The following is a 21641-nucleotide window of genomic DNA, read 5'->3' as shown; positions in this document are numbered from 1 at the left end:
AAATTTCAAGTAGTTTGACCCTTTAGTCCTCAGTACCCTGCGATTCAAGTCATCTCGGATTTTGCTGTCACACTGGGCCTATGGGGAGCGATTTTGATACTGGTTCCAGCGGCGGAACCATCACCGCTGGACCAGTCAGCGATCAGGAAATCATTGCGGCGGTCCGAGGAGGTGACACCGAGGCCTTTGACTCGTTGTACCGACGGCATCTTGCTGCTGCGCAATACGTTGCGCGGGCGAATACGGATAACCCGAGTGACGCCGACGACATCGTCGCCGAGGCATTCGCATCAGTGTTCCAGGCCCTTAGCAGCGGTAAAGGACCACGGGAGTTCTTTCGCGCCTACCTGCTGACAGTCGTGCAGCGGACAGCGCATGCGCGGAACCGGAAAGCCAGGCTCACCCAGTCTGCCCCGGACGACGCCATGCTGGATACCGCCGTCGTCGACGCCGACCCCATCTTGAGGGAGTTTGAATCCTCGGCCGTAGCGACGGCGTTCAAGTCCCTTCCCGAACGCTGGCAAGCGGTGCTCTGGCATGTGGATATTGAGGGCATGAAGCCGGCCGCAGCTGCGCCGTTCATAGGTGTCAGCCCCAATGGAGTGTCATCGTTGCTCATCCGGGCAAGGGAGGGACTGCGTCAGGCGTATTTGCAAAGCCACGTGGTGCTTGCTCCTGACGATGAGTGTTCGGAGTATTCCGGCCAGTTGGGCAAATATGCACGGAACGCGCTGAAACGGACCTCAAGCGAAAAGGTCAGCGCGCATCTGGAGACCTGCTCAAAGTGCACAGCACTGCTGTTTGAACTCAACCACATCCAAGGTGCCATGCGGGCGGCTCTCTTCCCCCTGGTGACGGGGATCGCGTTGACTCCTGGCGCGGCTGCGGGACTGCTCTCGGCATCGAGCCCTTCCGGCCTCACAGGGGAGGGACCTGCAAGCATTCGATCCCTGCGCCACGTGTGGAAGGTTGCTGTTGCTGCGGCTGTCGCTGCAGGGGTGGCGATTTTTGGTCTGGTCGCGTGGTTCGGGCAGTCCGGTGCCGAGGTAAATAACGCAAGCGATGCTCCAAGCACCTCTGCGTCACCCTCGGCGTCCAGCCCCACAACGGACCTGCCCGTCGTGCCGTCCCCAGCTCAGTCAGCGGTGCAGTTGCCGCAACCTTTTGCACCCGTAGAGGTTCGGCCGCACCCTGTATCGGAGGAAATTGCCAGGCAGCGGGCAGCAGTTGTCACGAACTCGGGGACGGTGTCCTCAACCACCGAGGCCGCGCCTTCAACGGCTGCCCCGTCACAGACGGTGGACGCTGTTTTTGGCATGGAAGCCGGCGGCGGGCTACTCGAGCGCGATATCAGTGTGGGCTTTTCACTGCTTGGAGACTCGGTACAAAGCTCCGGTGAAACAACCTTCAGCCTGCCGGAGAATGCCACGTTCATCCCGGGGAAATTCTCGGCACCGTCCGGATGGTCGTGCTCGGATCCCGCTGCGGACAGTCGGTTGATCCGCTGCACCACGACGTCCATCGAGCCAGCCAGCCTGGCATTCAAGCTGGGCGTTTCCCTTCGGAATCCGGAAGCAGGCAGCACACTGAACTATCAGTTCGGCGGCCAACACATCCTTACCAAGTCCTTCGCCAGCAGTTTTCATTAGGCGCTGACCACTGCCTTTCGCCAGCCGATCCCAGCGCCGAGCCTGCTCGAAAAGAGCCTGAATCTTTTTCCGTTTTCGCCGTCACGATTCGCCCTTAGCCAACACTAAGAGGCTGACAATATCTGTGCGCATCGGCTTCCTTGGAAGCGGAAGCACCAAGCGCAACTGCCTGGGACTTGAGCCTGGGGCGCTTGGGGACGATGGAAAGATAAGCAACAGCCGTGAAGAATTCTCTCCTGGCCAGAACTTTGGTGATACTTCTATCCACCCTCACTGCTACTTTGGCGCTGGGCGGCCTTCAACTTTCTCCTGCGCAGGCGACAACGCCGTCAAAGCCACCTACGCCCTCAACATCCTCGACGCCCGATGCTACCCAGCCTGGCACTGTGGTGTTTTCGGAGAATTTCGAGCACGGTAGCCCCAACTCCGCCCTTGGCGCGCAGTCTTACTCCGCTCCCGGGTCAAAGCAGTACGTTGGCAAGGGCGGCCAGGCGTACACAGGATCTCCAGCCTGGATCGACGCTGCCCGGTGCAATGGCGTCATCCTGAGCTACCGGAATTCGACCACCCCTACATGGGCGCAGTCCGGAACTGTGGCCGAAGGCAGAAACAACAGGTGTGCCGAGCTCGCGGATATCCGCAGCTATCAGTACATGCGCATGTTGGCCTTGGCCATGGGGCAACAATTCACCCCGGCTTCTCCCACCACTAATCACGTCAACAGCTCTTACACTGAATGCCCCTCCACCAGCTCCAGTGGATCGGTGTGCGATTCCATCCCTTCAGGGCCCACTGATGGGGTGATGTTCAGGACCACCCGCCCAATCCCGGTGACAGCGGGTCACTATTACACTTTTGGCCTCAACACGGCGTACATGAATTGCGGCCTGGCTGGGGGCGATCCGTCCTATCAGTTCGCCACCGTTGACAGCGACGGGACAGCCACACCCATCGGGACCCCACTCAACGGGTGCCAAACCTCGGACGATCCCAACGTGGACTCATTCCAGCAAAAAGTCACCAGCGACGTCGGCGAAACCCCCGGAACTGTCACCAGGACCGTCAACATCAACTCGATGACGTCGAACACGGCGATCCAAGCCACTGGCAATTCCCTGGGGCTTGAAATGTGGAACAACAACGGCGCCACCAACGGGAACGATGGCGCCTTTGACGATGTGCGCCTGATGGACGTGACTCCGCAATTGAAGCAATCCTTCACGCCCTCGGTGGTGGGGCCCGGCGGGATATCCACTCTCACTCTCACCGTCACCAATACCAGCGAGCTCAACGCGAAGCATGACTGGTCCATCAATCAGGCGCTTCCTTCCGGACTGACGATCGCCGGGAATCCGAACATCGGGGGAACGTGCGTTCAGGTTCCCGGAACCGACCCCTTCCTTCGCTCGGCAGATGCGGGCAGCGGAACCCTCTCGATTTCCGGCGGCGATCTCCGTCGGGGGCAGACTTCGTGCACCGTCCTGGTGGACGTGACAGTTTCGGCCGAGGGCACGTACTCCAGCGCATCCACGGACATTGCAACTAACTTGAACCCTCCTGCAGCGGTTTCCCTTGTGGTCCGGGCTCCCCGGATTACGCTGGGCAAGGCGCTGACCACAGCCCGCGCTGCCCTCTCCGACCAATTCACCATGGAGATCCGTGCGGGGTCTCCTACCGGTCCCGTGGTGAATGCCATTAGTCACTCAACTACGTCAGGATCTGTGGCAGGCATCGCAGCAGGTACTGGTGTCACAGGTCAGACTGCGGCCGACGCAGGCACTACCTACTACCTCACCGAAGCAGGCGGCATCCCGTCCAATTACCACCGGAACATCACCTGTACGGACGCGGCTGGCCTGCAGCCGAATTTGCCTGCGGGAGCGGCGGTTGACGGGCCGTTTGCACTTACACCCGTTGCTGGCGCAGACATCACGTGCATTTTGACCGGCACCGCTGCGCCCCTTCCAGGCCTCGGGTTTACTCACGGCGCTGATGCCTCCGCTGTCCACTCGCCAGCGCAGGTGGGGGATGTGGTCCGCTACAGCTTTGCGGCAACCAACAGTGGAAACGTGCCGCTGACGGATGTGGTCATCAACAACACCCTTGCCGGGCTCCCCAAGTTGGCATACTCCTGGCCCGGACTCCCTGGCCAGCTGCTACCGGGTCAAACACTGGCCGCTGTTGCTGCCTACAGGATTACCCAAACAGACCTCGACGCCGGTAGGGTCGCCAACTCCGCTGCGCTCGCCGGCGTTCCAGGCGACGGCGGCCTCACGGCCTCGTTGCCAGTGACTACAGATACACCGTTGTCACCGGATGCGCGCCTGGAATTCTCCACGACCGCGGATGCCTCTGCGGTGGGAGATCCCGCTCAGGTGGGCCAGGTCATCACATATAACTTCAGTGCGAAGAACGCCGGAAACACCGCCCTCAAGGCCGTCTTCATTGACGATCACGTGCGGGGACTCGGGGCACTGATCTACGTGTGGCCCGGAGTCGCCGGTGAACTGCTGCCCGGTGAAAGTGTGACTGCTTCGGCAAGCTACAAACTCACGTGGTGGGACATCAAAGCAGGCAACATCACTAACTCGGCAACAGCTACGGGGAAGGCCTCGGCAGGTGGGCGGATAACAACGCATCCTGCCACAACCGCAGTGGCATTCCCGCGGACGGGGCAGAAGGAGACCGAAGAGGCTTTCCAGCGGCTGGCAATTCAATCCGGACGAGAGGCCCCTTCGCGGGCCGTTCCGAATCGCTCTGTTCCGGAACAGAGCGAGTCGGTGAACAGTGCCAATTCATCAGAGGGGACATTGGCCTCCACGGGAGTCACTCTTACCTTGCTGCCGGTTGCCGTGCTTATCCTTTCCGGTCTCGTCCTGTTCCTTATGGGACGCCGCAAAGCTGTTCGGAGTCAGCCGCAGGTCTAGGTAGTGGCGTGCTTCTTCTGCCATTGCCAAGCGTGCCAGAACAGCAGGGCGGCTGTGACCAGGATGGTCCCCGGAATGACGTAGGGCACCGACTGCAGGACCATAAAATTTACCTGGGCTGAGGGACTTGGCGCCGTCGGGCCGGTCATTGCCGCGACGGCTTCGAAAGCCCAGAAGCAAAACCACACCAACCCAGCGTTCAGCACCCAAAGAGCAACGACGAAGGGGTTCACGAGTACTCGCCTGCGTCCCCTTTCAGGGGCTTCCGGGTCGTGTGGACTCACTGCCCGCACCGCATTCCCGTGTTCATCGATCTCGCGGAATCCGATCCGCTCGTGTGTGTCGTCAGCCACTGGTCCCCCAACCGTAGAGTTTCGGTGCCGTTGACTCTACAGCTCTTCGCTAAGTGCCGGGGTATTCTCCACGGCCTCAGCTTCCAATAAAAGTCAATGACGCTTCCTCTTCCCCAAAATCGGCGAGAGTACGGTCCTCAGGCGAAATAGGTCACAAAAGTTTGACGAAAAGGCAAGCCTAAGTAAGGCTTGCCTTTGCTAACTAGGCCGAATGATGAAAGGAAGCTGACGTGACGTCACCAAGTGTCGAAGAGCGGATCGCTCAGGAGCAGGACTTTGGCTCCAGGGTGGAACTGGCCCTCGCTGCCACAAACCAGCTGTTCAACGCACGAAATTCGCCCAACTATGTGGCTCAGGTTCTTCAGGGAGTCAATGCTGTCTCCACCAAAGTCCAGCGCACAGCCCGGCCCTTCACCGGCGTCGCGCATGCAGAACTGAAGGCCCGCGTTGGTGGCGTCGACCTCGAACGTCCGCTGCCGGATACGGCTGCTGCCCTTGAGGAGCTTGACGAGCTCTACCTCAAGGACGCGATCTACTTCCATGATGCCCGTTACGCGGCTCACCTGAACTGCCCGGTGGTCATCCCCGCACTGGTTGGTGAAGCCGTACTTTCGGCCGTGAATTCCTCCATGGATACGTGGGACCAGAGTGCCGGCGCCACCATGATCGAGCGCCGGCTCATCGATTGGACTGCCGCGCGTATTGGTTTTGACGCCGCCGCTGATGGTGTCTTCACCTCGGGCGGGAGCCAGTCCAACTTCCAGGCGCTGCTGATCGCCCGCAACCACGCCGTGGCCAAGCTGCGTGCCGCGAACGGCGACGCGCGCCTCCCGCACCTCCTTGGCCGACTCCGGATTTTCACATCTGAAGACAGCCACTTCAGCATCCAGAAGTCCGCTTCCATGCTCGGGCTCGGCTTCGATGCGGTGATCTCCGTGCCCACGGCTGACGATCACCGCATGGACCCCACCGCGCTTGCGGCTGCTTTGGCGGAAGCGCACGACGCCGGCCTGGTGCCCATGGCGGTAGTGGCCACCGCCGGAACTACCGACTTCGGTTCGGTCGACCCACTTTCTGAACTGGCCGCGCTGGTCCGAGCCTACGACTCCTGGCTGCACGTGGACGGCGCCTATGGTGGAGGCCTCATCGTCTCCGGCCGTTACCGCCACCTCCTGAATGGCATCCACCTGGCCGACTCCGTCACTATTGACTTCCACAAGACCTTCTTCCAGCCCGTCAGCTCCAGCGCGGTCTTGGTCCGCAACGGCTCCATGATGCGCCACGTCACCTACTACGCGGACTACCTGAATCCGGAGAGCGCCGCGAAGGCCGAAATTCCCAATCAGGTGGACAAGAGCATCCAGACCACGCGCCGCTTCGATGCCCTGAAGCTGTGGCTCACCCTGCGCATCATGGGCGCCGATGCCATTGGTGCACTGTTCGACGAAGCGATCGACCTTGCCCGCCGCGTAGGCGTCCTGCTAGCCGACGATGCAGACTTCGAACTCGCCGCGGCACCCCAGTTGAGCACTTTGGTCTTCCGCTACCGCCCGGCCGTTGACGGCGTGATCTTGGACGAGGACGCCGCAGACGTCCTCAATCCAGCCATTCGGGCAGCGGTCTTTGCTTCGGGCGAAGCCGTGATTGCCGGAACCAAGGTTGCCGGACGCCACTACCTCAAATTAACCCTCCTCAACGCCGAGGCCTCCCTGAAGGATATTCAGGAAATCATCGACCTTATCCGCCGGACGGGCGCCAGCCTGCTCGCGACCACCACGGAGGCTGCAGCATGAGCACCCCAGGCAGCAGCAGGATTTACGACGTCGCCGGCATCGGCGTCGGGCCCTTCAACCTGGGCCTCGCCGCGCTAAGCGAGCCGGTTGACGGCCTGGACTGCGTCTTCCTTGAACGTCGCGAATCCTTCGACTGGCACCCCGGCATGATGTTGGAGCCCGCGCACCTGCAGGTCCCGTTCATGGCTGACCTCGTCACGTTGGCCGATCCGACGTCGCCGTACTCGTTTTTGAACTTCCTCAAGCAGACGGGACGGTTGTACCGCTTCTACATCCGGGAAAGCTTCTACCCCCTGCGCGCCGAATACAACCAGTACTGCCAGTGGGTGGCCGGCCAGCTTGAGTCGGTTCGTTTTAGCACAGATGTGCTGGAAGTGGCGTACGACGACGGCGTGTACCGCCTTTCGGTGCATGGTCCGGAAGGGGTTGAGGTGCTTCGCGCCCGCAAGTTGGTCTTGGGAACCGGCACATCGCCGTACCTTCCGGAGTCCTGTGCAGGGATTGTGGATGGCGGTGGACTTGTCCTCCACAACGCCGAGTACCTGACGAGGAAGAGTGAGCTGCAGTCCAAGCGCAGCATCACCATCGTCGGTAGCGGCCAGAGTGCCGCGGAGCTCTATTACGAACTCCTTCAGGAAATCGACGTGTACGGCTACCAGCTCAATTGGGTGACCCGCTCGGGCCGCTTCTTCCCGTTGGAGTACACCAAGCTGACGCTGGAGATGACCTCGCCCGAGTACGTGGACTACTTCCACTCACTGCCGGGGCAGCAGCGCGATTCCCTGATCAAGAGCCAGAAGAACCTGTACAAGGGCATCAACTCGGACCTGATCGACGACATCTACGATCTCCTGTACACCAAGAGCCTTTCCGGCATGGTGGATACGCAGCTGCACACGCACTCATCGCTGACAGCCGCTGAATGGGACCCGGCCATGGGCACCCACACACTGCAGTTGCACCACGAAGAACACGGCCGCGATTACAGACTGGAGTCCGAAGCCGTGGTTCTCGCCACCGGCTACACCTACAAGGAGCCCGCCTTCCTGGCCGGCATCCAGGACCGGATCCGCCGCGACGCCAAGGGCCGCTTCGACGTCGAACGAAACTATGGAACCGGCGTCGAACCCGGCGAAATCTTCGTCCAGAACGCTGAGCTTCACACCCACGGTTTCGTCACGCCGGACCTTGGCATGGCCGCTTACCGCAACTCCTGCATCCTGCGGGAAATCACCGGCCGCGAGGTCTATCCGATCGAGCGCAGCATCGCGTTCCAGCAGTTCGGCGCGCCAACCCCGGTTGCTTCAACAGCTCCGAACACCGTGGGGGCCGCTGTATGAGCTTCACATTCCGGCCAGTCGACCCCATAGCGGACGCACCGGTCCTCCACAGCTGGGTAAGCCAGGAGTACGCCCGGTTCTGGGGGATGGTTTCGGCCACCGAGGAGGACGTTGTGGAGGAGTACTCGCGGATCGCCGAATCGGGTCACCACCAGGCGTTTCTGGGGCTCGACGACGGCGTGCCCGCGTTTCTGATGGAGCGGTATCGTCCCGAGTCATCGCCGTTGGCAGACGTTTACGAGGTCCAGAGCGGCGACGTGGGAATGCACCTCCTGGTGTCTCCGCCCAGTGTCGACCCGCAGCCCGGTTACGCCACAGCCGTCATGCAGTCGGTGATGACGGAACTGTTCGCTGATCCCGCAGCCCAGCGCGTCGTCGTCGAGCCTGACGCCCGTAACCACAAGATCCATGTGCTGAACCAGAAGGTGGGCTTCCGCCCGCACGGCGTGGTGACCCTTCCCGCCATCGATCCTGCCGAAGACCACAAGCAGGGGCTCCTGAGCTTCTGCACGCGCGAGGATTTCCTCGCAACCCTGACCCCGATTCTGGCCGCGCCCGCCGCGGCGACCAGAGGAGATTCCCTGTGACCACTACTTTCGATACCGTGACCGCTCCGGCTGTTGATTCCGTTTTCCACCTGACCCCGGAGCGCTGGGCCGCCGCCAACAGGCACTTGATCCGCAAGGCAATCGCCGAGTTCTCCCACGAGCGCATCCTGGTACCGGAGCTGATCCGTGAGGAGGGCGCCGGCGTCGGACTGTACAAGGTTGTCAGCGACGACGCCACCGTTGAGTACCGCTTCCGTGCGCGGCTCTTGGCGCTTGAACACTGGTCTGTCTTCCCGGAATCCATTGTCCGAATCCGCGATGGTGCGGAGCGGCCGCTGGATGCCTTGGACTTCATTACCGAGTTCCACGAGGCGCTGGCCATTCGCCAGGAGATGCTGCCCGTCTATCTCGAGGAAATCAGCAGCACGCTGGCCAGCCACGCCTACAAGCAGGGCAAGCGGTTTAGCTCTGCCGAGTTGGCGGCGGGCATCACCCGCGGCACGGACCGGGCGGCCGATTTCCAGGCGATCGAGCACAGCATGACCGAGGGGCATCCATGCTTCGTTGCAAACAACGGCCGGCTGGGTTTCGGCATCGCCGATTACCATGCGTTCGCGCCGGAAACCGGTGCCGTGGTGAAGCTTCAGTGGATCGCCGTGCATCGCAGTAGAGCCGTCTTTACGTCCAGTGCAGGCTTGGATTACCGGACGCACTTTGAGGCCGAACTTGGAGCTGCAACTCTGTCATGGTTCAACGCGGAACTTGCCGCTTCCGGCCTTGATCCTGAGGACTACCTGCTCATGCCGGTGCACCCCTGGCAATGGGACAACAAGCTCACCGTGACGTTCGCGGCAGAAATCGCCCAGCGCCACATCGTAAACCTGGGCAGCGGCGAGGACTCCTATCAGGCGCAGCAGTCCATCCGTACGTTCTTCAACACCACCTCACCGAAGAAGGCGTACGTCAAAACGGCCATGTCCGTGCTGAACATGGGCTTCATGCGTGGCCTTTCCCCGGAATACATGAAGGCAACACCGGCCATTAACCATTGGCTGCAGGAACTGATCGGCAACGACCAGGAGCTCCAGGACCGGGGCCTGGCCATGATCCGTGAAACGGCGGCCATCGGTTACCACAACCACTATTACGAGGCTGCATCGGCCAAGGGCTCTCCATACCGGAAGATGCTCTCAGCTCTGTGGAGGGAGAGCCCGTTGCCGTTGCTCAAGGAAGGGCAGCAGCTGGCCACCATGGCGTCTTTGCTGCACGTGGACTCCTCCGGAAAATCGGTGGTGTCCGCCCTGATTCAGCGGTCTGGCCTGGCCCCCACCGAGTGGCTTCGCCGGTACTTCGAGGCCTATCTCGTACCGTTGATCCACTGCCTCTACGAGTATGAGCTCGCGTTCATGCCTCACGGCGAGAATGCCATCCTGATCCTCGAGGACGGCGTGCCGGTACGGGCGATCATGAAGGACATTGCCGAGGAAATTGTGGTCATGGGGGACCGGCTGGACTTGCCCGAGGAAGTCTCCCGCATCAAGGCTGAGATCCCTGCCGAGGAAATGGTCCTCGCGATCTTCACTGACGTGTTCGACTGCATCTTCCGTTTCCTCGGGGCCATCCTTGTGGAGGACGGGACGCAGCGCGAAGACGAGTTCTGGGGAACTGCCGCTGCCGTGGTTCGCGAATATCAGGAACGGCATCCGGAACTGGCGGACCAATTCGCCATGCATGATTTGTTCGCTGCGGACTTCGAGTTGTCCTGCCTTAACCGGCTGCAGCTGAGGAACAACCAGCAGATGCTGGACATCTCCGATCCGTCCGGTGGGTTGCAGATGGCTGGCCGCCTGGCCAATCCGTTGGCAAAGTTCGCTTAAGCGGAAAATTGGCGGAGGCGCCGCCGGGAAAAATTGCTTCATCCGGTGGCGCCTCCTCGTGGCAGCTGCCTGATCCGACCCCAGGCAGCTGCCACGCCTATGTAGTACTAATTGCCGCTAAATCGTGTTGCGAAAAAGGGCACGGCTTCGCGGCATTTTCCTATTCCGTGGCGCTTCCTTTTATCAAGCTGACCGTCTGTAGCGGAGGCCAGCGATTGCCCGGTCGCATTCCGCCGGCGAGGTGGGGAAATCCAAGAATTCCACGAGCGTCCGCCGCCCAACGCCCATGTGTAGCCCGTCGATGAGCTGCAGACAGCGGAACAATGCCTCGTAGCTCTCCCGCTTGCGGGTCATCATGGTGTGAATACTTCCGCGATGATAGGCGGCAGTGGCTTCCACTGCCGCAAGTTCCCCTCGGCATATCTGTCCCATTTCGGCCAACATTTCCCAGCTCAGCAGCTTGCCGCCTTCAGACCATCCCAGATGAAGGGTTGCTATCGTGTGGCTTCTCCGTCGGGGGCTGGGGCGGTGCGACATTTCATGGATCAGCCGTTCAAAGTGCGCCATGGTTGCAAGTCCTGTATAGACATCGGTGCAGGAGAAGGGCTCGAGGCGTTCATTTTCCGTTGCCCATCCCTCGACGAGATCCCGCATAGAGCCGTCATCAGCAGGCACGCCTGCCGCTTCAAAAAAGGCACTGAAATCCTGCATAGTTTCGCGGACTCCAACGCCGTGATAGGCGCGGGAAGCCCCGAGGTTCTTGGCAGACATGTGCAGCTCACCACCCTCCGCTTGGGCCTTCAGCATGTCCTCGACCTCAGGAACCAGCCAATCACCCGGGAATAGCCATCCGGCCTGCTCACTACGTTGTTGCCAGCGCCCACGGAGCTGCAAGGACCTGCTTTCGATTTTTAGATGAGCGCGTTGATCTTTCATGTCCAATGAGTGCCATTGATCGCGAAGTCATGACGCAATTTCGTCCAAATACTGGACATCGTTCTGGCTTGGACATGGTTCCATCCGCAGGCCAGAAAAAGTTTTCCCTTTTTGCGGCATGAACTTTTCCCACGCTGCACTCATTGACTGGAGACCAACCCTGCCGGACGCAAATGGATGGTCTCTCTTGATGTAAATGTTTTGCTCGTCGGTTGAGGGGTCGGCCGGGTCACTGTTCTTTGGAAGGAACCCCTTGAAGTATCCGGTTGGGAAGATTACGGCGTTCGTTGCCGCGCTAATGGTGGTCGTGGGAGGGCTTTCATTCGGGACGGTGGGTTTTGGCACACCGGCTCAGGCTTACGAGATCGCAACCGCCCCGGCGAACCTCAATGGTCCCGGTACCATCGCCACACTTTCGATGCCTGGATCTAATCTGACCACCACCTATATCCGGTCGGGCTATACCTACATGGTGGGCGAGTCAACGATGGGCAGCCGTGGATATGTGGCCTCTGATTTCTCACAAGACGTAGGAACCGGGGCCCCTGCCGTCGAATTCGCCACCCACGCAGTCAATAATTGCGCAGCAACCGGCCCCTGTAGCGGCTTGGGGAGTGCCATCATCACTTTCAGTCAGCCGGTGAGGAATCCCATACTCAACATCGCTGGCCTCGGCGGAGAGGTCGACTTGGATGAAACTGACAACGGGACTGTTGACCGACAATCCCAGTTGAGCGCCGTCCTTAACCTCGCAACCCCAGGCCTGACGATGACCAAGCTCTCCGGCGCCAACCTTTCGGTGGCAAACAACGCCATCTCTACTACCAACAACAATGCCGGAACGTCCTGCCAAACCAACGTTCAAACCGACGTTCCCGACCCTTTTGACGCACAGGAGACAGCAGGATGTGGGTCGGTCCGCATCAACGGAATCGTCACCTCTCTGACCTTCGATATCAGCGCGGTCTTCGTCCAGACCACCAGTACGCTCCCGCCGTACACCGAGAACAGCATGACTGGCAACCAGAAGCACAACCAGGACAACTTCGTCATTGCGATGACCGTCCCGCAGGATTTCGGTGACGCGCCTGCCTCGTATGACCAAAACAACCTCGGCGAAAACGACGCGGCCCGGGCTGTTCTCTCGGATGTGACCCTTGGGCCGAACGTGACTGAGGATAACGCGACTGTGGCCAACGGCACTGCCTCGCCGAATGCGGGTGTGACGGCGGCCCAGGACCTGATGGACGACGGCGTGGTCCTGGCACCCATGACACAGGGCGCTACCAGCTACTCGACAACGGTGGCGATCAAGGGGGCCAGCAAGTCCGGCACGACCTGCGGCTGGATTGATTTCAACAAGAACGGAAAATTCGACAACACTGCCGAGCGGGCGTGTGCCACGTTCGCGGCCGGTGCCACGACGGCCACGCTGACCTGGGTTGTCCCTGCCGGGGTGAGCGCGGGGACGACGTATGCGCGGTTCCGGATCGGCTACACCGCCACGCAGATCCAGTCTCCGATCGGTGCGTCGAATTCCGGTGAGGTGGAGGATTACATCTTCACTGTTGTGCCTTCGGCTGCCCCGGCGATCACGCTGGTGAAGACGGTGAACAAGACCATCCTGGTGGCCGGCGAAACCGCCACGTACACGTTCGTGGCGAAAAACACCGGAAACGTGACGCTGACCTCGGTGGTCATCACCGAGACCCAGTTCTCCGGAACGGGCACCATCTCGCCCCTGTCATATACCTGGCCGGGCCTTCCGGGTGTGCTGTTGCCGGGGCAGTCGGTGACCGCGACCGCGACGTATGTGGTCACGGCGACGGATGTGACCACGGGGTTGTTGACGAACACGGCGAAGGTCACCGGGAACCCGCCCCTGGGTTTGCCCGTCACGGCGGTCGATGATGCGCAGGTCACGGCCCCTGCTGCGTGGAAGATCAAGAAGACGGCGACGGTGAACGGGTCGGTTCCGGCGAATGGGTCCGTGAGCCCGGGGCAGACCATCGTGTACACGGTCACCGCGACCAGTATCAGCGGCACCATCACCGGGGTTGTGCTGAAGGACAACCTGGCGGAGGTCCTGGATGACGCGACGTTCGTGTCCGGCTCAGCGTCCCTGGTGATCGGCGCCGGAGCCCCGGTGGCGGTGGCCAACCCCGTGCCGCCCTCCACGCTGCTGGCCACCGCGGCGTTCACCCTGCCGGCCGGGCAGACGGCCACCTTGAAGTACAGCGTCGTGGTCAAGACAGGCGCGTGGAACAAGGAGCTCGTCAACATGGTGACGGGCACGGCGACCACCACCGCACCGCAGACCTGCGCACCAGGCTCCAGCGCCCCGGGTCCTGACTGCACCACCACCCACCGAACCCCGGCCAAGGTCTTGATCGAGAAGATCGGCGAGTCCTCCGGAGGGACCTGGGTGCCGATGGCCGGGTCCACCTGGGCGGTGCACTCCGATAACAACGGCGCACCCGGCGCCGTGCTGGGAAGCCCGGCCGTGACTGCCGTGGCCGGGCAAACAGGCCGGTTCCAACTCGAAGGAATCCAGCCCGGAACGTACTGGCTCAAGGAAACCACGGCCCCGGCCGGGTTCAGCCTGCTGGCCGAACCGGTGAAATTCACCATCGCCACTAACGGCGCCGTCACCCTGGGCCAAGGCGCCGGTAGCGGGGTCGTGACCAGCACGGACGCGGACGGTGACGGGATTTTCCTCCTCACGGTCCGGGACGTGCCGGCATTGGAGTTGCCCGAGTCCGGTGGCATCGGCTGGTGGCCCTTCACCACCACCGGATCCGCCCTGCTGCTGGGAGCCCTGGCCTTGGCCCTGGCCGCCAACCGCCGCCGCCAGCAGGAGCCCACCACTACCTGACACCCGTCCACTACTACCCGGCACGAGTCCGCCAGTATCTGACACGAGTCGGTCACTACCTAGAAGAAGAGTTCCCCCCAATCCCCGCCGCGTGTTTGCGGGGTGGGGCGGTGCATGTCCATTTCCAAGTACCACCAGCATGAAAAACCATCACGATGAAAGAGGAAAACACAGTGAGTAATCACCACACCGGGCGGGTTTGGAAGACCGCCGCCGCCACGATCGCCGGGGCGGTGTTGGCGATGTCCTTCTCCGTGGCCCCGGCTTCGGCCGCACCGTTGGTTGACGGGGACCAGACCGGTTCCATCACGGTCCACAAGTTCGAACGCCCCTCCACCCCGACGGGCCTGCCGAACAACGGCACGTCCGTGGACACCACCGGCCTGACACCGTTGGCCGGTATCGAATTCACGATCCAGCAGGTCAACACCATCGACCTGTCCACCAACGCCGGCTGGGACGCAGCGCACAACCTCTCCAGCGTGTTCGCCCCGGCCAACCCGGCGGGCTCGATCACCGGTGCCGGGTACAGCCTGGGCGCTGCCCAGGCGAAAACCACCGACGCTGCCGGCACCGCAGGTTTCACCGCGTTGCCGGTGGGCCTGTACCTGGTGACCGAAACGAACTACCCGGCCGGTGTGACACCCTCGGCCCCGTTCCTGGTCTCCGTGCCGTTGACGGACCCGGATAACAAGGACAACTGGATCTACGACGTCCACGTCTACCCGAAGAACTCCGTTGCCGGGGCCGAGAAGACCGTCACGGATGCCCCTGACGTGAAACTCGGGGACCAGATCGACTTCACCATCACCGGTGACATCCCGAACGAAGCCGTCATCGATGGCTACAAAATCGTGGACGTCCTGGACCCGAAACTGACCTACGTCGGCGCGTCCGCGACCCTCGTTGACGGCACCCCGCTGACGGCCGGCACGGACTACACCGTGAGCTTCGACGCCGCGACCAACACCGTCTCGGTCATCTTCACCGCCGCAGGCCGTGTCAAACTGGCTGCACACACCGACACCCGGGTGCAGGTCATGGTCAACACCAAGGTCAACACCATCGGTGAGATCGAAAACGAAGCCCTCGTGTACCCGAACGCTTCCAGCTTCACCGTTGCACCGGGCCAGCCCGGTGGCCCGGTCGTGACGCCCCCGGTCGTGACCAAGTGGGGCGAAATGACGCTGCAGAAGGTCAACGAGAACGGTGCAGCCCTTGCCGGTGCCGCGTTCTCCGTTTACACCAACGAAGCCGACGCGAAGGCCGGCACGAACCCGGTGGACCTCAACGGCCAGACGGTCTTCACCGTCGCCGCTGACGGCACGCTGACGCTCTCGGGCCTGCGGTACTCGGACTGGGCCAACGGCGCAGCCGTGGCACCGGGAACCCCGGACTACCGCACGTACTACCTGGTAGAGACCACCGCCCCGGCAGGCTATGAACTGCTCGCCGAGCCGGTGTCCTTCCTGATCAACGGCACCAGCACCACGGTCGGCATCGACCTGGAAGTGAAGAACATCCCCTCCAACAGCGGCTTCCAACTGCCGCTGACCGGTGGCGTGGGAACCGGCATTCTCTACGCAGCCGGTGCCCTCCTCGTCGTCGGCGCAGCACTGATGTTCGTCCGCAACCGCCGCACCAGCAACAACTAACACCAACCAACACCAGCAACAGCACCACAGCTGGTAAACAACACAACGGGTAAACAACACCGCAGGGGCCGCTACCCGCGGCCCCCGCAGTGACCCCAAGTGGGGAAGAACGCCAACCACGCGCTCTTCCCCACTTGCATTCCCACTTTGCAGTCCTATTAACTGCTGCACTCTTCATAACTGCCGTCTTCCAACCGACTCACCCAGCTACAGGATTTTGATGACACAGGCACCAACCCGCACCCGTCGACTCCGGCATCTGACCGGACCCTGGAACCGGCAACGGCTCCTGATCGTGTTGGTGGCGGTCATCGGCGTCGGAATCCTGCTTTATCCCACGGCCGCAGCCTGGTTCTCGGACCGGATCCATGCCACCGAGATCAGCGGCTACGTGGATTCTGTCCAGACCATGAACCCCTCCGCGAAGAAGTCGCTCCTGGACCAGGCACGGGAGTTCAATGAAGAACTGCCCTCAGGACCCCTCCGGGACCCTTACTCCTTGAACGAAGCAGGGGAACAAACCACCATCGGTGCCGGCTCCGAGGCGTACAAGAAGATGCTGGCTGTCGGGCCTGGAGGAATGATGGGCCGCATCAGCGTTCCCTCCATCCACGCGGATTTGCCCATCTTCCATGGCACGGACGAGGACACCCTCTCCAAGGGCGCCGGCCATCTCTTCGGGTCCGCCCTGCCGGTGGGCGGCAAAGGCACTCATAGTGTCTTGAGTGCTCATTCAGGATTCGTCAACGCCACTCTTTTCGACGACCTGGATAAAGTCCATGAAGGCGACGTCTTCAGCATTAACGTGCTCGATGAAACCATCTATTACAAGGTCGACCAAATCCTCACGGTACTGCCCGACCAAACTGAGGCCTTGCGCAAAGTCGAGGACAAGGATTACCTGACGCTCATTACCTGCACACCCAAAGGCATCAACAGCCACCGGCTCCTGGTTCGCGGCGAACGAACCACCGCACCCACCAGCGCTGACGGACCCCGCACTCTGCCGTCCACCACAACAGACCCCGGATTCCCTTGGTGGATCCTTGGCATCACCGGCTCGATAGCGCTGGCCATCATTGCCACCAAGCCACGCAGGCGATCCTTTGACGAAGAGCAGGCGATACCCTCTGACGAAGAGCATTTGATCTTCTGACGAAGAGCACGCGACCATCTGATGAACCAGACAGGGGCGCCGGGAGCGTTCAGCGCATAGTCTAGGCGCATGACGACTCGAGCCAATGAACTCACCGCCCTGGTCACCGGCGCCACGGCTGGGCTCGGTGCGGAATTCGCGCGCCAGCTCGCCGAAGCCGGACACCACCTCGTCCTGGTAGCCCGCGATGAAGAACGCCTCAAGGAAAAGGCTGAGGAATTCGAACGCGACTTCAGTATCTCGGCGGAGGTTCTGTCCGCCGACCTGACTACCGACGTCGGGGTTTCCTTGGTGGCGGAGCGTCTGCGGGACGCCGCGCGACCCGTGGACGTCTTGGTCAACAACGCCGGAATCGGACTCTTGAAGTCGTTCGAGCAGAACGAGTTGGAGGAAGAACGGCGGCATCTACGCCTCCACGTGCAGACACCCCTGGAGCTGTGCCATGCGGCGCTTGAAGTCATGCTGGCTCGTGGAAAAGGCCGGATCATCAACGTTGCCAGCGTCGCAGCCTTCGCCAACAGGGGAACCTACTCGGCGGCCAAAGCCTGGCAGGTGACGTTCAGCCGTTGGGCAAATATTGCGTATGGGAAGTCGGGCGTGCAGGTCACGGCGGTGTGCCCTGGCTTCACGCACACCGAATTCCACGAGCGCATGGGCATGGATAAGTCCGTGGCGCCGCGAGTCCTGTGGCTCGGCGCCGAGCGCGTGGTGCGGGAAGGGCTGGAGGACAACGCCAAGGGCAAGGCTGTTTCCATCCCGACGCGTCGATACAAAGTGGTGAGCTTCTTTGCGCGTATCTTGCCGGCGAAGCTTACTTCCGGCCCGCCCCGCCGGCCTCTGCAGCCTTAGGAACCGCAACGCCAGGTGCCCTGACCAACACCGCTACCGCGATTCCAATCACCGCTCCAACGAACGTCTCAACCGCGCGCTCCATCACCAGCACGCCCGGATCCATGGGCGATGCCAGTTGGGCGATCAGCAGGACCACGGGCGTGAAGAACACCATGGCCCAGCCGTAGTGCCGCGCCATGAACAGCTCAGTGGGGAACTGGCAAAGGACCACCACAATGGCCAGGACTATGGCCGTTTGGCCCGGGAAATACTGCAGCGGTGACAAAGGAGTTGGGAAAAGTACGACGGCGACTACCGCCAACCCCAGGAACGTCCCCACGATGCGGTGGATGCCACGGTGGACGCGGCTCGGGAGGTCCGCCCCTGCCAACGGCACGGCAGCCGCAGCCATGGCCCAATGCGGATGGCCGCTCCCACTCAGAACCCCACACACGCCGGCAGCACCGACAGCGAGAGTGTAGCGGGCCGCATGAACAAGGGCAGATTGCCGTAAGGGTCCGCGGAGGACAGAGACATTGCGGGCAGCGCCCGGCTCCCACTTTCGGTGCCGAAGCCAGCCAGCGAATCCGACCAGAATCGAAAACGCCGCGGAAGCAGTACCGATCAGCACCGCCGTCAGGAACGGAACGCTGGTGTGGACCGATGCGCAGGCCCCCAGGGCGAGGATGCCGAAGAACGGCCCGATCGGCTTAAGCCGAACGGCATCTGCATATAAGGAACCCGCACCGGCAAAGAGCGTCGCCACCAACACGAGCCACCAAGAGTGGATGTGGTTGACGGAAAGAAACGTGCCAATGGAGAGTCCGCCAACCAGAACCAGCGCGGCCTGGGCTTGATGTTTGAGCCGGAGTTGGTGGGTTTCATTGCGTCCGTACATTCCAGGGAGCGCGCCGAACACCGCATACATCATCAGGTCCGGACGGCCTATGAGAATCAGGACCAGCCCCGGAACTGCGACACTGAGGGCCACCCGAACGGCGGAGAGACGATCGTTGTTCGCCGGCCCAAGTTTGTGGAGCTCGCGGGCATGCGCCATGAATGCGGGCAGGAAAAACACCACCAATCATTCAGGGCTTGTGGGCGAGCTATCTGTATCGAAAATTATCAGGAGCAGCGGGTGGGCCGCCATAAGCCTTGTCACAACCCGTAGTAAGGCACTGGCAGTACCCCTTACGTCAGTACCTCCCATATGCGTTGAGAAGGTTGTTGACTAGATCAAGCGAGTTACTTGGATCAAAGGGAGGCGCATCATGCACACACGGACACTTGGGCAAGGTTTGAAGGTCTCGGCCATCGGACTTGGCTGCATGGGTATGTCCCAAAGCTACGGCCCCAACCCTGGGGACCGGACGGCGATGATCAAGGTACTTCGTGAAGCGGTGGACCTTGGTATCAACTTCTTTGACACGGCTGAGGTTTACGGGCCGTTCGTCAACGAGGAACTCGTCGGCGAGGCGCTTGCTCCTATCAAGGACCAGGTGGTCATTGCCACGAAATTCGGCTGGCGCATCGAAGACGGCAAGTCCGTTGGGTTGGACAGTTCTCCTGAACGGATCAAACGGGTGGCGGACGAGTCGCTCCGCAGGCTTGGGGTGGAGTCCCTGGACCTTTTTTATCAGCACCGCGTTGATCCAAAGGTGCCAATCGAGGACGTCGCGGGAGCTGTGGGTGAGCTGGTCCAAGAGGGCAAAGTACGGCACTTCGGCCTGTCCGAGGCCTCCGCCGCAACTATTCGTGCAGCCCACGCAGTCTTTCCCGTGACCGCTGTCCAGAGTGAGTATTCGTTGTGGACTCGGGATCCGGAACCGGAAGTGCTGCCAACGCTCGCGGAACTCGGCATTGGCTTTGTCCCGTTCAGCCCACTCGGCAAGGGGTTCCTCACGGGCACCGTGGATCCGTCCACCCAATTTTCGTCGGGTGACGTCCGCGGCACTATCCCTCGATTCACCGCAGAAAACCGCGCGGCCAACCAAGCACTGGTGGATCATGTGGCCGAACTCGCCGCCTCGAAAGGTGCAACACCTGGTCAGATCGCGCTGGCCTGGCTTCTCGCGCAGCAACCATGGATTGTCCCGATCCCTGGCACACGACGTCGGGAACGGCTCGAAGAGAATGCTGCCGCAACCAACGTTGCGCTCTCCGCTGATGAGGTTGCCGATCTGGATGCCGTGGCGAGCCGGATCGGGGTGCAGGGCAACCGCTACAACGATCAGCACATGGGCCTCGTGGGAAGGTAACAGCAACACTGGAGCGCTGCCCGGCAGAGTCTGGGAAGATCAAGGTATGCCCGTAGCTTTCGTCTGCCGAACCCGCTCCGCCATGTCACCGCAGGAGCTGTTCGACCTGTCCAGAAACATCGACGCCCACGTGGGGTCGATGACCAAAAGCAGGGAAAAGGCCATAGACGGCGTCACCACAGGTCTGATTTCGGAAGGCGAGCAAGTCACCTGGCAGGCGTGGCACCTCGGAGTCCGTTTCCGCATGACCAGCCGCATCACGCGCATGGAGGCACCGGCGTCGTTCACTGACGAGCAAGTGCGTGGCCCTTTCAAGTACCTCCGCCACACGCACGAGTTCCGGCAGGACGGCAGCGGGACGCTGATGGTGGACACCGTGGAATTCGCAGCCCCGTTCGGCGCGCTGGGCCGCCTGCTGGAGAAGCTGGTTCTGGCCAGATACCTGCAGGACTTGATCGAAACCCGCAATGGATTCCTGGTCGGACAGGCACCTCCCGCACTGGATAAACGGTGATCCGGCTAGCTCGAACAGACGATCTGCCGCGTTTGCAGGACATTGAGCGGGCAGCGGGGGAAGCCTTCCGGGGCCTGGGCATGGATCAGATCGCGGATGACGAACCCTTCTCCTTGGACGAGATGAACGCCTACGTGACTGCCGGGCGTGCCTGGGTGTGGGTCGATGGGTTGGACTACCCCTTGGCGTATCTATTGACGGACATTGTTGATGGCAACGCGCACGTGGAACAGGTAAGCGTGCACCCGGATCAAGCGCACCAAGGACTCGGCCGCGAACTGCTGCATGCTTCACGGGTGTGGGCCAGGGGGCATGGCATGCAGCGCCAGACGCTGAGCACGTTCCGCGACGTGCCGTGGAACGCGCCGTACTACCGGCGCCTGGGGTTTCAAACGCTCGACGCCGGCAGCTGGGGTCCGGAGCTGGCCAGACTCATGGAGCACGAAGCCGAGTTGGGACTGACGCGCTGGCCCCGGGTCGCCTTGTGGCGTCCCGTGGTTCCGCCGACGTAGCTACTCAGCCACCAGCTCAACTTCGTAGCTGTCAGTGTTGATCAAATACGCGGCGTAGTGGTCCGGACCGCCCGCGTGCGGGTACTTCGACTCGAACATCTCGTACCAACCGGCGTCGGCACCGAGCGCGCGAATCCGGTCCACATTTTCCCGGGTGCCGGCATGGAAGGCCACATGATTTAGCCCGGGATCCGTGCGCCGGTGGGCCGTTCCGGTGATGGCATCGGTGCCTTCCACCACCACGTACGTGCCATTGAGCTTCCAACTGCACCCCGTGGGCCAGTCCTGGAAGGGTTTGTAACCAAGCTCGCCCAAGAGCCAGCCCCACTCCTCCCGGGCTCGTTCAAGGTGCGGCACCCAGATCTCAAGGTGATGGATCGAACCCACAGTTGTGTCAGGCATGGGCCGAGTCTACGA

General features: G+C 61.7%; 17 protein-coding genes. 13 read left to right on the top strand and 4 right to left on the bottom strand.

Features of this window, described 5'->3' with window-relative positions:
- Positions 1-80 precede the first annotated feature (80 nt).
- Positions 81-1649, top strand: a complete 1569-nt coding sequence (locus ACTAQJ_RS15685; protein WP_498697461.1) for a sigma-70 family RNA polymerase sigma factor — start codon at positions 81-83, stop codon at positions 1647-1649.
- 221 nt (positions 1650-1870) lie between these two features.
- Positions 1871-4576: a CLIPPER-2 domain-containing protein gene (locus tag ACTAQJ_RS15680; protein WP_498697459.1), complete on the top strand. Its 2706-nt coding sequence runs from the start codon at positions 1871-1873 to the stop codon at positions 4574-4576.
- Here ACTAQJ_RS15680 and ACTAQJ_RS15675 read toward each other — a convergent pair.
- The gene (locus ACTAQJ_RS15675; protein WP_498697458.1) at positions 4573-4929 is read right to left on the bottom strand and encodes a hypothetical protein; all 357 of its coding nucleotides are present in this window, start codon (positions 4927-4929) and stop codon (positions 4573-4575) included. The two genes, ACTAQJ_RS15680 and ACTAQJ_RS15675, sit on opposite strands and share 4 nt — an antisense overlap.
- A gap of 230 nt (positions 4930-5159) precedes the next feature.
- On the opposite strand from ACTAQJ_RS15675, the gene ACTAQJ_RS15670 reads away from it, so the two are divergent.
- Genes ACTAQJ_RS15670 through ACTAQJ_RS15655 form a run of 4 tightly spaced genes read left to right on the top strand, consistent with a single transcriptional unit; the run spans position 5160 to position 10487 of the window.
- Positions 5160-6722: a pyridoxal phosphate-dependent decarboxylase family protein gene (locus tag ACTAQJ_RS15670; RefSeq protein WP_498697456.1), complete on the top strand. Its 1563-nt coding sequence runs from the start codon at positions 5160-5162 to the stop codon at positions 6720-6722.
- Entirely contained in the window at positions 6719-8062 is a 1344-nt protein-coding gene (locus ACTAQJ_RS15665) for a lysine N(6)-hydroxylase/L-ornithine N(5)-oxygenase family protein (RefSeq protein WP_498697455.1), read from the top strand. Before ACTAQJ_RS15670 ends, ACTAQJ_RS15665 begins: the two co-directional genes overlap by 4 nt.
- Positions 8059-8649, top strand: coding sequence for a GNAT family N-acetyltransferase (locus tag ACTAQJ_RS15660; protein WP_498697453.1), 591 nt, complete (start codon positions 8059-8061; stop codon positions 8647-8649). Before ACTAQJ_RS15665 ends, ACTAQJ_RS15660 begins: the two co-directional genes overlap by 4 nt.
- A complete protein-coding gene (locus ACTAQJ_RS15655) occupies positions 8646-10487 on the top strand; it encodes an IucA/IucC family protein (protein WP_498697451.1) in 1842 nt (613 codons plus the stop codon). The genes ACTAQJ_RS15660 and ACTAQJ_RS15655 overlap by 4 nt, the downstream gene beginning before the upstream one ends.
- 183 nt (positions 10488-10670) lie before the next feature.
- Here ACTAQJ_RS15655 and ACTAQJ_RS15650 read toward each other — a convergent pair whose 3' ends face one another.
- Entirely contained in the window at positions 10671-11423 is a 753-nt protein-coding gene (locus ACTAQJ_RS15650; RefSeq protein WP_498697450.1) for a hypothetical protein, read from the bottom strand.
- 253 nt (positions 11424-11676) lie between these two features.
- On the opposite strand from ACTAQJ_RS15650, the gene ACTAQJ_RS15645 reads away from it, so the two are divergent.
- The 4 genes from ACTAQJ_RS15645 to ACTAQJ_RS15630 all read left to right on the top strand — a co-directional run bounded on the left by ACTAQJ_RS15645 (position 11677) and on the right by ACTAQJ_RS15630 (position 17958).
- On the top strand, positions 11677-14298 hold the full coding sequence (locus tag ACTAQJ_RS15645) for a CLIPPER-2 domain-containing protein (protein ID WP_498697448.1): 2622 nt from the start codon (positions 11677-11679) through the stop codon (positions 14296-14298).
- Positions 14299-14471: 173 nt separating this feature from the next.
- Positions 14472-15953 (top strand): SpaH/EbpB family LPXTG-anchored major pilin, encoded by a 1482-nt coding sequence (locus tag ACTAQJ_RS15640; protein WP_498697447.1) that lies wholly within the window; start codon positions 14472-14474, stop codon positions 15951-15953.
- A gap of 220 nt (positions 15954-16173) precedes the next feature.
- Positions 16174-17109, top strand: a complete 936-nt coding sequence (locus ACTAQJ_RS15635) for a class C sortase (protein WP_498697445.1) — start codon at positions 16174-16176, stop codon at positions 17107-17109.
- Between the two features lie 69 nt (positions 17110-17178).
- Positions 17179-17958 (top strand): SDR family NAD(P)-dependent oxidoreductase, encoded by a 780-nt coding sequence (locus ACTAQJ_RS15630; RefSeq protein WP_498697443.1) that lies wholly within the window; start codon positions 17179-17181, stop codon positions 17956-17958.
- On the opposite strand, the gene ACTAQJ_RS15625 is transcribed toward ACTAQJ_RS15630, so the two are convergent.
- Positions 17921-18997 (bottom strand): FUSC family protein, encoded by a 1077-nt coding sequence (locus tag ACTAQJ_RS15625; protein ID WP_498702207.1) that lies wholly within the window; start codon positions 18995-18997, stop codon positions 17921-17923. The two genes, ACTAQJ_RS15630 and ACTAQJ_RS15625, sit on opposite strands and share 38 nt — an antisense overlap.
- Before the next feature lie 214 nt (positions 18998-19211).
- On the opposite strand from ACTAQJ_RS15625, the gene ACTAQJ_RS15620 reads away from it, so the two are divergent.
- From ACTAQJ_RS15620 to ACTAQJ_RS15610, 3 genes are read left to right on the top strand one after another with little or no spacing between them, the layout of a single operon-like run.
- Positions 19212-20198: an aldo/keto reductase gene (locus ACTAQJ_RS15620; protein ID WP_498697441.1), complete on the top strand. Its 987-nt coding sequence runs from the start codon at positions 19212-19214 to the stop codon at positions 20196-20198.
- A gap of 46 nt (positions 20199-20244) precedes the next feature.
- Positions 20245-20712: an SRPBCC family protein gene (locus ACTAQJ_RS15615; protein ID WP_477515773.1), complete on the top strand. Its 468-nt coding sequence runs from the start codon at positions 20245-20247 to the stop codon at positions 20710-20712.
- Positions 20709-21224, top strand: a complete 516-nt coding sequence (locus ACTAQJ_RS15610; RefSeq protein ID WP_498697439.1) for a GNAT family N-acetyltransferase — start codon at positions 20709-20711, stop codon at positions 21222-21224. Before ACTAQJ_RS15615 ends, ACTAQJ_RS15610 begins: the two co-directional genes overlap by 4 nt.
- Here the strand turns inward: ACTAQJ_RS15610 and ACTAQJ_RS15605 are convergent, their stop codons facing one another.
- Positions 21225-21626 carry a VOC family protein gene (locus tag ACTAQJ_RS15605; protein WP_431117549.1) on the bottom strand — a complete coding sequence of 134 codons (402 nt, stop codon included), beginning with the start codon at positions 21624-21626 and terminating at the stop codon, positions 21225-21227.
- Positions 21627-21641: the final 15 nt, after the last annotated feature.

It is taken from the genome of Arthrobacter sp. alpha11c, assembly GCF_054149985.1.
Note: the sequence above shows the minus strand (reverse complement) of the source record. Positions and strands in the feature narration are given on the sequence as shown.